This window comes from Bacillus sp. FSL K6-1006 (genome assembly GCF_038593175.1).
GTDB lineage: Bacteria > Bacillota > Bacilli > Bacillales > Bacillaceae > Bacillus > Bacillus safensis.
Genome location: NZ_CP151970.1, coordinates 1,062,729 through 1,076,263, shown reverse-complemented (window position 1 = coordinate 1,076,263; position 13,535 = coordinate 1,062,729). Strand labels below are relative to the sequence as shown.

At 42.2% G+C, this 13,535-nt stretch carries 12 protein-coding genes; 3 read left to right on the top strand and 9 right to left on the bottom strand.

The genetic code is table 11. From position 1 onward, the window contains the following. Positions 1-126: 126 nt before the first annotated feature. On the top strand, positions 127-984 hold the full coding sequence (locus tag NSS65_RS05380; protein ID WP_144496567.1) for a GNAT family N-acetyltransferase: 858 nt from the start codon (positions 127-129) through the stop codon (positions 982-984). 43 nt (positions 985-1,027) lie between these two features. Here NSS65_RS05380 and NSS65_RS05375 read toward each other — a convergent pair whose 3' ends face one another. The 6 genes from NSS65_RS05375 to NSS65_RS05350 are packed head-to-tail and all read right to left on the bottom strand — an operon-like array spanning position 1,028 to position 9,329. After that, entirely contained in the window at positions 1,028-2,842 is a 1,815-nt protein-coding gene (locus NSS65_RS05375) for an IucA/IucC family siderophore biosynthesis protein (RefSeq protein WP_144496566.1), read from the bottom strand. Positions 2,843-2,855: 13 nt separating this feature from the next. Then, a complete protein-coding gene (locus NSS65_RS05370) occupies positions 2,856-4,205 on the bottom strand; it encodes a lysine N(6)-hydroxylase/L-ornithine N(5)-oxygenase family protein (protein WP_144496565.1) in 1,350 nt (449 codons plus the stop codon). After that, positions 4,180-4,734: a GNAT family N-acetyltransferase gene (locus tag NSS65_RS05365; RefSeq protein ID WP_034282116.1), complete on the bottom strand. Its 555-nt coding sequence runs from the start codon at positions 4,732-4,734 to the stop codon at positions 4,180-4,182. The genes NSS65_RS05370 and NSS65_RS05365 overlap by 26 nt, the downstream gene beginning before the upstream one ends. Further along, positions 4,731-6,512: an IucA/IucC family protein gene (locus NSS65_RS05360; protein ID WP_144496564.1), complete on the bottom strand. Its 1,782-nt coding sequence runs from the start codon at positions 6,510-6,512 to the stop codon at positions 4,731-4,733. Before NSS65_RS05360 ends, NSS65_RS05365 begins: the two co-directional genes overlap by 4 nt. Beyond that, positions 6,509-7,996, bottom strand: a complete 1,488-nt coding sequence (locus tag NSS65_RS05355) for an aspartate aminotransferase family protein (protein ID WP_144496563.1) — start codon at positions 7,994-7,996, stop codon at positions 6,509-6,511. Before NSS65_RS05355 ends, NSS65_RS05360 begins: the two co-directional genes overlap by 4 nt. Next, positions 7,983-9,329 carry an aspartate aminotransferase family protein gene (locus NSS65_RS05350; RefSeq protein ID WP_034282119.1) on the bottom strand — a complete coding sequence of 449 codons (1,347 nt, stop codon included), beginning with the start codon at positions 9,327-9,329 and terminating at the stop codon, positions 7,983-7,985. Before NSS65_RS05350 ends, NSS65_RS05355 begins: the two co-directional genes overlap by 14 nt. 384 nt (positions 9,330-9,713) lie before the next feature. Between NSS65_RS05350 and NSS65_RS05345 the strand changes: the two genes are divergently transcribed. Beyond that, on the top strand, positions 9,714-10,250 hold the full coding sequence (locus NSS65_RS05345; RefSeq protein ID WP_111927193.1) for a serine acetyltransferase: 537 nt from the start codon (positions 9,714-9,716) through the stop codon (positions 10,248-10,250). On the opposite strand, the gene NSS65_RS05340 is transcribed toward NSS65_RS05345, so the two are convergent. From NSS65_RS05340 to NSS65_RS05330, 3 genes are all read right to left on the bottom strand, one after another. Further along, on the bottom strand, positions 10,245-10,502 hold the full coding sequence (locus tag NSS65_RS05340; protein ID WP_034282121.1) for a hypothetical protein: 258 nt from the start codon (positions 10,500-10,502) through the stop codon (positions 10,245-10,247). The genes NSS65_RS05345 and NSS65_RS05340 overlap by 6 nt on opposite strands. A gap of 95 nt (positions 10,503-10,597) precedes the next feature. After that, complete coding sequence (locus NSS65_RS05335) at positions 10,598-11,164, bottom strand: GNAT family protein (RefSeq protein WP_061109651.1); 567 nt, start codon at positions 11,162-11,164, stop codon at positions 10,598-10,600. Between the two features lie 14 nt (positions 11,165-11,178). Next, positions 11,179-12,045 (bottom strand): AraC family transcriptional regulator, encoded by an 867-nt coding sequence (locus NSS65_RS05330; protein WP_144496562.1) that lies wholly within the window; start codon positions 12,043-12,045, stop codon positions 11,179-11,181. Between the two features lie 113 nt (positions 12,046-12,158). Between NSS65_RS05330 and NSS65_RS05325 the strand changes: the two genes are divergently transcribed. Continuing rightward, positions 12,159-13,535, top strand: coding sequence for an MATE family efflux transporter (locus NSS65_RS05325; protein ID WP_144496561.1), 1,377 nt, complete (start codon positions 12,159-12,161; stop codon positions 13,533-13,535).

Here is a 13,535-nt window from a genome sequence, read left to right as displayed (position 1 = left end):
CCTCCGTCATTGGGGGTTCTTTTTTGATACACGCTGAGAGGAAAAGGATCTTCCTTTTCCTTTTTCTTATGCCTTCATATGGTACGATACATATAGATGAAATCAGCTAAGAAGGAGTTGCGTGTATTGGAAAACGTTGTACAACGAACTTTAACACTTGATGACATACCCGATCTTATCGCATTGTCAAAAGAGGTCGACTGGCCTGATTACAATGCGGATGAGCTTACATCTCTTTTAACAAACGGATATTTTACAGGTTTTTCAACAACAGATGGACAAGTGATCTCATGTGCAGGACTTTTCCAATATGATAAAGCAGCATCAATTGGTGCCGTTATTGTATCTGAGACACATCGCGGCTTAGGCCTTGCACGGAAAATGATTGACACCCTGCTTCGCAGAAGCGATCAAAGCGTTCCTGTCGTTTTAACTGCTACTGTACAAGGACAGCCCGTTTACGAAAAAATTGGATTTCAAACGGCCGGCTACATTCATACATACAAAGCACAGACCACGAATCCAGCGGCTTTTCGTGTGCCAGGCGGGATTCACCTTTCTCCTGCTGATGAAGCGGACCTTCCGTCTATTGAAGCACTTGACGAAAAAGGTGCAGGCACCAATCGATCAAGCTTTATAAGAAAGCGAATGGAACGAGCATCGTTCCGGCTGATTGCAAAGAATGAGCACCATGAAACAACTGGATTTGCCTTTGGCATCGAAACCCCTGCTAATCTAATGATTGGACCGCTTACAGCAAACGATGAACAAACCGCTCTCTCGCTCATCCAATCACTCATCTCGTCTTATTCAGGCGCAATTCGTTTAGATATGCAGGAAGAAACTGCTGAACGCCTGCATGAAACACTTGTTGAAGCAGGATTTACAAAAACAAACGTAGCGCATTTTATGATGATTCGCGGGAAAGAAAAACTGAATGATCCCGCCCTTTTCTATTTCCTTGCCTCTCAAGCATTTTCTTAAAAAACAAACAAGCTGTAGACACTTGATGTCTACAGCTTTTCTATTACTTCTCCCCAACTGACGAAAGAACATGAGCGAGTGCATTTGTGACCTTCCCATGCTCTGATGCATGCGGGCGGTCATCTCCATCTCCATAGCCATAATCAATCATTCGATTACGATTTAAGCAAAGCTTTGTCAGCTTCGGCTGGAATAGATCAAATAATTCAAAACGGTCTTTTAGCTGCGGGAATTGCTTTTGATACTGCTGAATTTCTTCAGCAAGCAAACGCCAAAGAGTCGTTTCATCTAACAGATTGTGATTGTCTAATACGTTGGATACATAACGCAGATTGCAAATAAATAATCCTGTAAAGATAAATTGCACCAGACCTTCTGGCGGCTCACTGCGCAGCACTTCTTTTAAATCTTCTTCTAATGAAGCTAATTCAGGCAGCGGCTGGTCACTTATATTCACATCATCAACGAAATCTTTGATCGCCAAACGATGCGGCTGATGATTTTTTAACACAAGAATTGTATTTTGCCCATGCGGTGAAAAGACTGTGCCGTATTGATACATAAAGTGCAGCAGCGGCGGCATCACGACATGGAAAAACTTCGCCATCCATTCTTTTGCTGAGAGACCTGATTTTTCAATCAGCTGCTTGATATACGGCTCACCTTCATGATCCTCATAAGTGAGTGCCGCAAGTGTAACAGGGCTCTCCCCTTCTTCTAAGTACGTATAAATGCTTTCTCTAAAAATGACACCGAGCATCTCAAGATATTGATACGGCGCACCAGGCAGTTTGCTGTAGTATGGATGATCGACATTGATACTTGCATTCTCACCTGGTAAAATGACGCGGCAGACATCAGATAAAAATGAGTCTTGATCGGCAATCCCTTTAATATGCGCTGTAATGCGCGGGGCAATGACCGTACGTTCTGATGGGAGTCCACGGTACACGAGTGTATTTAAAATACTCATTGGCAGTTTAATATGATGCTTGCCTTTGTTTGAGATATTTGTAAAGGTTCTGATCGACTGCTGCGGGATATATTGATCCAGTCCCTCTCCCAAATACACAATCCGGCGCAAGGCCAAATCTTCCGGGAAATGCTGAATAATCATATGCGTCCACTGCCACTGATGGACAGGCATCATATAATAGTCAGCTGCATTCAGTCCTTCATCCTTTAACACACGCTGAAATTGACGAATCGTGACTTCATCTAATTCTTTGGCGATCACCTGCTCATAGTTTTCATGATCGACTGCATGGAATGTCGCAAGCTCTCTATGTACAGCAATCCAAGACAGCTGCACACATTCCTGCCGTTCTGGTGCATAAGCTAAGTAATCATCGTAGCTGAATCCTATACGTCCTTTGTTATACACAATCCAAGGATGGCCTGTCATTTCTCCTTCAATCCATGCATAATCCGTATCTGTCAGTTCATCCGCACGAAGTGCTTTTTTCGACAGCAAATGGACATCGGCTAACAAAGTATGGTGAAGCTCTTTGATAAGATGGCCTGTTGTATCAGAAGACATTGGAATGATCGGCTGAATGTCTAGTAAAAACACAATGGCACTGACATCCTTTGACCATTTTCCATCTTGACAGCACTCAATTGATTCAGCGATTGTATCAAAACTATCAAACAACCGAGGTTTTGCCAGATAACGATATTTCTTATGTTCGTGAATGATTAATTCATACTGCGCGATGCCATCCTTACAATCCAGCTCAACAGGATGAAGCATGTCCTCATACATATATTCAGACAGCATTTTTGCCACCATTCGCTGGTTTGCCTTTTTCCAAGCAGCAGAATTCACCGCTTTTTTCAATTCATCTTGTACACTCATCGCTTCATCCTCCTTATCCTTTGATTTCTTCAAATGTGTGTGCGTTCTTGTGTGTTCCAAATGTCTGGAAGACATGCTTTTGATAAAGTGGATACACGGTTTGACGAGCAAGTTCATTGATGATCACACTGTTTCGATAAGCCCCCAGCCCCAAATCTGGAGCGCCGACCCCATGTGTATGAAGCTCTGCATTTTGTACAAAAATATCATTTTCACCCATCGTATTTGTTTTCAAACGATATTCACGTTCAACTTGGAAACGTCCTTGATCATCCCATTGAATGTGATGAGAAATAGGGTTGATAAACGGCGGCAGAACGGATTGGTAGCCAGTCGCCAATACGACAATATCCGTTTCATGTGTAAAGTATTCTTCCTTGACCCATTGCGTGCATGAAAGTGATAATCTGCCTGTAGTTTCCTCAATCAGGTTAACCTCTGTCATGGCTTGAAGCACTGTGTTCAGCTGCTTTCCACAGGCGGAACGTTCATAAAGCAAATGATAAATATCACGAATCATCGCCGAACTGATACCTTTATACAGCAAGTCTTGCTGTTTTAATAACGCATCCTTTTTGGCTTGCGGAAGCTCATAAAAGAAATCAATATAGTCAGGGGAGAAATACTCAAGTCCAAGGTTTGAATATTCCATTGGGAAAAATCCTTTTGACCGTGTGAACCAGTGAATATCCTTCGCCTCATCATCTGATAAAATGTCATAAAACACTTCTGCCGCACTTTGACCAGAGCCGATAACTGTCACAGATTTCCCTTTGAAACAGCCTTCTTTCTTTCGTTTTAAATAGTCAGCTGAGTGAAAAACCTTCTCTCCTAAAGCTGGCTGGAGCGATGCGGGTATCGCCGGCTGCGTGCCAATTCCTAAGACGAGATGTTTGCTTTCAAACACCTCTACAGTTTGGTCCTTTACATGACGGACATGCACTTCATACCGCTTTTCCCCTGCCTTTTCGATCAGTGAGACAGATTCGACATTCATGCCGAATCGGCAAGAGTCTAACTGGTCAGCGACCCAGCGGCAATAATGACTGTATTCCTTGCGCGGGATATGGAAGTCTTCTAGAAAGTAAAATGAATACAAACGGTTTTGTTCCTGCAAATAGTTGAGGAAGCTATATTTGCTTTTCACATCTGCCATGCTGACAAGGTCCGCTAAAAATGGGACTTGCAGTGTTGTCCCTTCAATGAGCATCCCTGGGTGCCAGTGAAAGGCTTCACTTCTTTCAAAAAACAAAGCGTCGATTTCATTTACCTCTTCAGATAATGCGGCAAGCCCGAGGTTAAACGGGCCAATGCCGATCCCAATTACATCCACTATATTATTTTGCTTGTTGAACCGCGTCATGGTTATACTTCCTTTCGAATCGTTCTCGATCACAAAACATCAAAAGACCTGTTTTATCGGGTAAAGTGACTGGTTTCACACGTTCGAAGCCGCATTTTTCAAATACATGAATCATTTTTTCATTGCGAATATCCGGCTCAGCAACGATTTTTTCTGTTCGTTTGTTCTGCTCAAATTGAAATGCTGTCATTTCCTGAAGGAGCGGCGCAGCAAATCCTTTTCCCACATAATCCGGCTCCCCTATTAACAGGTGGATGCCTTGATCATGCGGAGAAGGCTCATAGTAGGATTCAATGATATCCCCTTTCACGTTGTAAGCCTCAAAATAACTCATTGGCGTCCCATCAATCGTGCCTAAATAAAGGGTTTGATGCGGATCATGTATGGCCTGATAAAAATGCTTTTCAAAAGCAGGAAATGGAATATTCAAATGCCAAAATGGGTGAACGTACTCTTCTTGCATCCACTTATGGACAAGCTGGACATCTCTTTCATATTCAGCACGAATAAACCTGATGCGATGCCTCATCCAATCAGCGCCTCCTTATGTAAAAAGAGCGGATTCAAGACAGCCGTGTAACGAGACTGTGTTTCCAGAGATCCTGTCAGCTCATCCATATCTTCAAATCGTGTCAGCAAATTCGCTTTTGAAGGAAGTTCTTTTGAGCGGAGAAGGCTGTTAGTCAGATCAGATGCTCCGTACGTCTCCTCATGAGCGAGCAATGTATCTCTCACGAGTGCCAGCAAATCTTCTTCCTTTGCTAGACCTTCTGTGCCAAAGCCATTAATGAGACCAAATAAATGATTAAAGAAGAAATAATAACGGAGTCTCTCAACGGCTACATCATCCGCACAAATGGTTTCACTTCTTACGCTCAAGTTTTGAACTAGATTTGCGAGCTTATCTTTTTTTGATTCACTATAATAGTAGCCTTGGTTGTCACGATAATAGAAAGTCTCTGGATAACCATCCTTCATTTGCACAACAGCATTTTGCTGATGGGCCTCGAGTGCAAGACCATACGTTTCAAACAGCCAGAGCATCGGTTTTAACGAAATGGTCAAATATTGTTTAAACCAATCTTGGCTGACCGCTTCTGTTGACCGGCCTTCTGAATCTGCAAGTTTATGAATAATTCCTGCTAATCTCGATTTTCCTCCGTACGCATGATCCTGACATAGCCCAGCAATTAAGCTTGCGCCTTTTTCACGATGCAAGAATGGATTTTGACGAATGACCACTTCAAAGCCAGATTCCGCTTCATCTCCTCGAATAGAGAGATATGCAGGATCTTCAATGACACGGAATCCAGAGAATTTTTCATATAAAGAAACGCCTAATTCTGTTTTTAAGATGCGGGACATCTCTACTCCTCGATCCAGTTCCTTTTGTTTATTGATACGTAAAGAGTTCGTAATTTTCACAGGAACAGAGAATTTGAGCATGTAAGCAGAATCCTTTTGATAGACCGTTCTAAAGGATGAGGTCGCTGTGTATTCAGACCCGAGCGGTCCTAAATAAGTCAGTTTCCCCTCCTCTATATAACGCTTCACGAATGCCTTCTCCATGACCACTTTGACTTGCAGCGGATGAATCGGAATGAGCACAAATTCTCCGTTTTCTGTTAACCTATTCAGTCTCTCTGTTTCTTCTGGCACCTGACGCGAAAGCTCTTCTAACATGAGGCTTGCCGCAGATTGTGAAATAGACGAATCCTGAAGCACAATCGAATGGTGCGCTTTAAAGTAATGAAGCTGGAAAGCTCCTTTCAGCTCAGGAGAATAGACGGCTTCCTCCTCTTCTGTCATCCCTTGTCTGCTTTTTGGTGTAGGATGTGTTAAATGTCCAAGGAGAAGTGACTGCTCAGCCTCGATGTACTCAAAATCAGCTTGAGATAAAGCAGCTTGATCACTTTCTCTCTCCCGTAAGAATCGTTCAATATTTCGGCAGCTTAAAATGATGCGCAGCATGAATTCATCCTCTGCATCAGTGCGGCCATATGCAATGAGGAGCTCCTTTGAACATAAAGCAACAAGTGTCGTGTAATCGACGATCGTTCCCTCTTTTTCGCTGCCACTTGGACGAAAGCGAATCGGAAAATCAAAGAGATGGCGGCCTACAGATGAAAAATATCGGATCGGAATCACAAGCTCAAGGTCTTGCTTTGCTAGTTTTGCCACGAATACAAGCAAACCATCTGCTTTCGTCTCTTTTTTTGCAGATCGATCGATTCCTGTTTCACGTAAAAAACAGTTTAAAAAGCTTTGCATAGTTGCATTTTCAGCCATTTGTTTATATTGACTCAACGTAGTACCCTCCCGGATTGAATATGAGCGATCCCGATATCAACGATGTCAGAAAGGATTTCCTCAATATGTGTGATTGTCGTTCTCGGATTTAACAAAGTGAATTTTAAGCATGTTTGACCATCCACCACTGTTTTCGCAATGACAGCAGTTCCTGATTTGAATAACGTTCGATGGATGATTTTATTGATGTCATCCGCCCCCTTAAATCGAAACACAACTGCATTGATTTCTGGCTCAGGATTGATCAAGTCAAGGTGATCATTGCTCTCAATAAGCGCGGCCACATCCTTTGCAAAATCAATGGTATGGTCAATGATGTCACCAAATCCTTCCTCCCCAATCAGACGAAGAGAAAGAAGCAATTTCAGAGCGTCAAACCGGCGCGTCGTTTGCACAGATTTATGGACAAGATGTAGTATTCCATCCAGTTCATCTTCCTTTGGGTTGAGATAATCTGCATGATAATGAATCAAACCAAAATGTCTTTTATCCTTTAGCAAAAATGCTCCGCAGGAGATCGGCTGATAAAATTGTTTATGAAAGTCAATCGTGATGGAATCAGCAAGTTCAATACCGTCTAATTTATTCCCGTAGGTTTCGCTTAATACAAGCGCTCCGCCGTAGGCAGCATCTGCGTGAATCCATAGACCGTATGGCTTGACGATGTCATACACATCTCGAACTGGGTCAATACTGCCAAAATCAGTTGTCCCGCAAGTCGCCACTACCGCAAAAGGCAGGAGATCTTGTTCCTTTAATTCAATAAGTTTCTTCTTCAAATCGTTGAGGTCCATGCGGTGATGCTCATCTGTCTCTACCAGAACAACTGCCTGCTCCCCTAAGCCTAGCTGGGATGCAGATTTCTTCACAGTGAAATGAGCATTCTTAGAACAAAGAATTCTCATGCGGTGAGCCTCACTCGGCAAGCCTTTCTGCTGAACATTCCATTGCCATGTGTTTTCACAAAATGCATCTCTTGCAAGAAGCAGTCCCATGTAGTTAGATTGGGTGCCACCGCTCGTAAATGTCCCATCTGCTAGATTTCCATAAGAAAACTTCGCACATAGCCACTTTAAAATTTCCTCCTCAACCAAAGATGCAATACCGCTTTGATCGAAAGAATCCATTGATTGGTTAAAGGAGCTCACTATCACCTCTGCGGCAAGTGCAGGAATAAGCGGCGGACAATGCAAATGTGCCAAGCATTTAGGATGCGATACATCAACGAGATGCGGCAAAAGGTGCTGCTGTATATCTTGAAAGACAGATTCCATTGATTCGCCAGACGGTTGAAGCTGAAATAAGGATTCGACACTAGCCGCTAATTTCCCAGGCAATATTCCGCTGTATGGACCTTGGTCTTTTTGCCACTGATCCAGTAAGCTGTCGATAGATGTATGAAGAGCCGCTCGGAAGGACTCTCTTCCAAGCTGGCTTTGATTGATAAATAATGAATCCACAGAAGCTTTAGTTGATTGCATCGTAAACGGCCTCTTTGAAAATAGCGATGACTTGTTCAAGCTGTTCTTCTGTCATGATCAATGGCGGTAAGAATCGAATGACGCTACCGAAACGGCCTCCTGTCTCTACAATTAAGCCTTTGTCGAAGCAATTCTTTTGAATGAGACTGGCTAGCTCAGGATTTGCTGGATAACTTCCATCCACATCCTGCTTTTCATTTGGATTGACTATTTCAGCACCAATCATTAATCCTCTTCCTCGAACATCACCGATAGCAGGTACATTTTTTTGTATGTCTTTTAAATAAGCCTGCATGCGATCCCCTAGCTGGTCTACATGATCAAGCAGATTGGTTTCTTTTATAAATTTAAGCGTAGCGGTTCCTGCAGCCATCGCCATCTGATTCCCTCTAAATGTGCCAATGTGTGCACCTGGATTCCATTGATCCAAATCTTGATCATAAATCACAACTGAAAGCGGCAGGCTTCCACCAATGGCTTTAGATAATACAATAACGTCTGGCACAATTCCCGCATGTTCAAAGGCAAACATCTTGCCTGTTCGGCCAATGCCTGATTGAACCTCATCGATAATGAGCGGAATGCCTTTTTCTTTTGTGATTCTTCTCATTTCTTTTATCCATTCAATAGATGCTGGAATTGAACCTCCCTCACCTTGCACTGCTTCAAAGATCATACCTGCTGGCGGTAGAATACCACTTTCAGGATCATTTAATACACGCTCAATATAAGAGCTGGAAATGCGGTGTGAATCTTTCCCGCCAATGCCAAATGGGCAGCGATATTCATATGGATAAGGCATGAAATGCACATCTGGAATTAACCCTTGCACTCTTTCCTTTGGAGACAAATTTCCGCTTAATGACATCGTGCCATGTGTCGCACCGTGATAAGCACCGTGGAAAGAAAGAATGGAACGATTTCCTGTCGCTGTCTTGACTAATTTAATCGCAGCTTCTATGGCATCACCGCCAGTTGGTCCACAAAATTGAATTTTTGCTCTCTTTGCAAACTCTTCTGGCAGGTGAGAAAAAATTTCATTCACAAACTCTTCTTTAATTTCTGAGGTTATGTCCAACGTATGCAATGGTCTTTTTTCATGAAGCATACGTTCAATAGCTTCTATAACAACCGGATGATTGTGACCAAGTGCAAGTGTTCCTGCGCCTGCCAGACAGTCATAAAACTCTCTGCCATCTGCATCTGTCACGATCATACCCTCGGCTTTTTGCATGGCTAACGGGAACCGTCTCGGGTAAGACCTTGCATTAGATTCTCTTTGACTTTGCTGCTCTAAAAATTGCTGATTTTTAGAAACGGTTTTGATGGACATAATAAAACACTCCTCCAATTGATAAAGATTATCATTTTCATTTATTAGCCTAGAGGATGTGAGATAGGAAAGTCAATTGTATTCAAAAAGATGATTCAAAAAGCACATGAATGCAATATTCTCTTTTTAATGAGTATTTTCGAGTAATTTTTACAAACCTTACTGCTATAAGGAGATGGAACGCATGAGACGGTTTGATATTGAAAAAAATTACAAATCATTCTTCCTGGTTCTTTTGTTCTACTCAACTCAAAGCGCTTATTTTATGAAGAAATTTGGATGAAATGAAGGTAGAAAATTGAAGAAGTAACATCATTTTTTCTTGATATAAATGGTTTGGATGGTATAATTTCTCTGAAACATAAAGGGATGGAGGGGAATTTGATGATTTTTACAAAGCACGATCTTCACCATTACTTAACGCAGGATAAGAAAGCATTAGCGATCACGCGCAGAAGACCAAAGTGGTTTGGGGACGATATATGGAAATATCAAAGGTATTTGCGAAAATATGAGTACTATTCTAATAGCGGCGCTCTACTGCGCAAATGGTTTTATCGCTGTTTACATAAAAAGAAAGGCATGCAGCTTGGCTTTGATATTCCGATTGGCGTCTTTGGCCCCGGCCTTAGAATCAATCATAGTGGTCTCTTAATTGTGAATAAGCACGCAAAAATTGGGGCATTTTGTGATATTCATCAAGGGGTGAATATTGGCCAAAACCATTCCGAAAAGGATGTACCAACCATTGGAGATCACGTATGGGTTGGCCCCGGTGCTAAGCTGTTTGGAGACATTTACATTGCAAATCATATTTCAATCGGAGCAAATGCCGTGGTGAATCGTTCCTTTCATGAAGAGCAGATCGTCATTGCTGGTGTACCGGCTCAAAAGGTAAAAGAAAAAGGCCCTTCTTCATGAAGGCGCCTGATAAAAAAGAATAACACCGATCAAAACAGAGATGAGCAGCATGAGATAAAACAAGATGGTTAAAATCAAGATCGTCCAGCCCAGCCCCTTCCTCTCTGTCTTGATCAAATAAATACCAAGTACGATGGTGCTAAATAGCACGCCTAAAACAGCCCACAGCCATTTGTCTTTGTTATGTTTTGGCGCATCAAACCATAAATAGATGGCAACAGCAAGTGAAACGAATAGACCCGTTAATCTCATATTTAAATTCCCCCTTATGTAAAAAAACACATTTTCTATTATTCGCTTGAAAAACCGATTTTTTTCAGTTTATTCAAACATACAATACTTTTGTCCTAAAATATTTTATCATTGTTCCGCGGAAGGCTTCTCCATTCTTCTCTCAACATTCCGTAGCGCATTGAATCATAATAAACCCCTTGATAATAACGGACCTTTCTCAGTCTCCCCTCAAGGATAAATCCGCAATTCTCTGCGCACCGCATCATCCGTTCATTCCCTGACCAAGTTGTTAAACCAATTCGAGGGATATCAATATGCGTAAATAACACATCAATCCAAAGATTTAATGCCTTTGTCCCAATACCCCCGTTCCAAAAGCGTGAATCATAAATGATAATGCCGCATTCAAGCCACCTCGTACGTTCATTCTCCCAATAATATGATACGGTGCCTTTGATATCACCATCTATTTCAATGCCATATATCTTTTGGGGAATGGATTCTTCCTGTAAGTACCGTTTCTTAAATGCAGCAAGCGGGATTTCGTGTTCATAAAAATAAGGGGCATTCCATTTTCGATAGGACTGGTCTGATGCTTTAAATTTTAAATGCCACACCGTCTCTAAGTCCGTTTCGGTTAATGGACGTATGTTCACAAGCTCTTCCTTTTCTTTTTTCATCTGTTCACGTTCCTTTACTTTGTCGTTCTTTTTGCTAAATGACGGTATTCAATCGGCGTCATGCCTTCATTTTGCCGAAACAGCTTAGAAAAATAAGTAGGGTCGTCAATACCTACATGATCTGCAATGGCAGCGATTTTTTCATTCGTTGAGGCCAGCATGCTTTTGGCTTCTTCGATTTTGAGACGATGGCTGTACTGGTTTGGCGTCAATCCATACACCGTCTGCATACATCTTGTCATGTAATCAGGATGATAGTGCAGTTTCTCTGCAAGCTGCTCCATGTGTAATTTCTCCATAAAGTGATGCTCAAGATAGTGAACCACTTCTGATGCGACAGTCTCCTTTGCACTTGGAATATGGAATGCTTCCTTTTGCAGGTGAATGAGCATTTCCTCAAATAATAGCTGTTTTTTCAGCGGAAGTTCAGATGCATCATGATTTAGTGCTCTCATCGCTGAAAGGTGTTTTTTTAACACACTTCGTCCTTTCACTTTTCCTAAACGGGGCAGACTAAATTCATAGGTTGCCGGCTTTTCGAAGGTCGCTTGATTTTGTTTCATATCAATCCAGTGTTCTCTCGGCCGGTTCGTCAGCTCAAATCGGTCAATTGAGAAATGCAGCCACTCATAGTGGGTTTCCTCTTCACACGGCAGATGTCCACCATGAGACAGGCCCGGTGAGAGAATCATATATTCACCTTCTTTTACATGAAAAGCCTCCTCGCCCTCTGTCATCCATAGTTCACCTTTTGTGATATAGAGAAGGTCAAATACAGTGAAGGTTCTTGAGATATGTCTTTCTCCTTGATGAAATACACCTTTACCTGAAGCAATATAAATAGGAAACGGCGGTACAGTAAATGTAATAAATCGATCCATATTCATCCCCTTATGAAGTCGGATTTCTCCAATAAGTTTCGGTTTCATCTCTTCTTATTATAGTCGATGCACGGTACACTATAAATCGGATTTATACGAAAGGGGGCTATGTGATGAAATCTCAAACCCTGTCATATGAAAAGGTTCAAGCCATAGATGAGAAAACACACCCTTCATTATTTGCATTAACTTGGCCTATTTTTATCGAAATCTCTTTATATATGCTCATGGGGAGCGCTGATACACTTATGCTCAGCCAATACTCCGATAACAGTGTGGCCGCAGTAGGTGTAAGCAACCAGCTCCTGAATTTATTAATTGTCATGTTCAGCTTCATTACAACAGGAACGACCATTGTGATTGCGCAGCTTTTAGGAGCTGACCGCAAGCAGGAAGCGACTCAAGTCGCCTATGTCTCACTAGGAACCAACTTCTTGATCAGCTTTGTCATTAGTCTCCTCATGTTTGTGTTAGCTGTTCCAATCCTGCACATGATGGGCTTATCAAGTGAACTCATGCCGGATGCGGCGGTCTTTTTACAAATTGTCGGCCTGCTTTCTTTTATTCAAGCACTCATTATGACGTATAGTGCTATTTTAAAAAGCTACGGATATACAAGAGACACGATGTATGTCACCATCGGAATGAATTTGCTCAACGTTGCCGGCAATTATTTGGTCATTTTTGGTCCGTTTGGCTTTCCTGTATTAGGTGTCATGGGTGTTGCCTTTTCAACCTCGCTGGCTCGTTTGATCGGATTGATGGCGATGATCCTCATTGTCCGCCGCCGAATTGGATTGCGCTTTTCACTGAAGAGTATGTTTCACATCCAGCGGACGCATTTAAAAAAGCTGCTGAAAATTGGCATTCCTTCTGCTGGAGAGCAGCTTTCTTATAACGGCTCTCAAATGATTATTACACTGTTTATTACATTTATGGGGACGCAGGCTTTAGCCGCAAAGGTCTACACTCAAAATTTGATGATGTTTATTATGTTGTTTGGTGCAGCGATTAGCCAAGGGACACAGATTTTAATCGGGCGCCATATTGGAGCGAATGAATTTGATGCTGCCTACCGCAGATGTATGAAAAGCTTATACTGGGCCATTGGGATCTCTCTTCTTTCTTCCACTGCTTTATCTTTATCATCGACGCATTTGCTTACCTTTTTCACTAGCAATCGTGAAATCATTGAAATCGCCGCCACACTTCTCCTATTGACGATCATTTTAGAGCCGGGACGCTCTTTTAATATGGTCATTATTAATTCATTGCGGGCTGCTGGTGACGCGAAGTTTCCAGTGTATATGGCGATGATTTCAATGTGGGGAATTGGGCTTCCGATCGCTTATTTGTTAGGCATTCAGTTTGAAATGGGGCTCATCGGGGTTTGGATTTCTTTTATTGTGGATGAATGGGTAAGAGGTATCTTCATGTATAGGCGCTGGCGTTCCAGAGTATGGACGGAGTATCGTTTTTCTTCCACATAA

What these genes read in the sequence shown, in the direction of transcription:
- NSS65_RS05330 (WP_144496562.1), bottom strand. Translation starts at nt 12,045, where the DNA reads ATGGATCGATTTATTACATTTACTGTACCGCCGTTTCCTATTTATATT.
- NSS65_RS05375 (WP_144496566.1), bottom strand. Translation starts at nt 2,842, where the DNA reads ATGAGTGTACAAGATGAATTGAAAAAAGCGGTGAATTCTGCTGCTTGG.
- NSS65_RS05365 (WP_034282116.1), bottom strand. Translation starts at nt 4,734, where the DNA reads ATGAGGCATCGCATCAGGTTTATTCGTGCTGAATATGAAAGAGATGTC.
- NSS65_RS05345 (WP_111927193.1), top strand. Translation starts at nt 9,714, where the DNA reads ATGATTTTTACAAAGCACGATCTTCACCATTACTTAACGCAGGATAAG.
- NSS65_RS05370 (WP_144496565.1), bottom strand. Translation starts at nt 4,205, where the DNA reads ATGACGCGGTTCAACAAGCAAAATAATATAGTGGATGTAATTGGGATC.
- NSS65_RS05325 (WP_144496561.1), top strand. Translation starts at nt 12,159, where the DNA reads ATGAAATCTCAAACCCTGTCATATGAAAAGGTTCAAGCCATAGATGAG.
- NSS65_RS05335 (WP_061109651.1), bottom strand. Translation starts at nt 11,164, where the DNA reads ATGAAAAAAGAAAAGGAAGAGCTTGTGAACATACGTCCATTAACCGAA.
- NSS65_RS05350 (WP_034282119.1), bottom strand. Translation starts at nt 9,329, where the DNA reads ATGTCCATCAAAACCGTTTCTAAAAATCAGCAATTTTTAGAGCAGCAA.
- NSS65_RS05340 (WP_034282121.1), bottom strand. Translation starts at nt 10,502, where the DNA reads ATGAGATTAACGGGTCTATTCGTTTCACTTGCTGTTGCCATCTATTTA.
- NSS65_RS05355 (WP_144496563.1), bottom strand. Translation starts at nt 7,996, where the DNA reads ATGCAATCAACTAAAGCTTCTGTGGATTCATTATTTATCAATCAAAGC.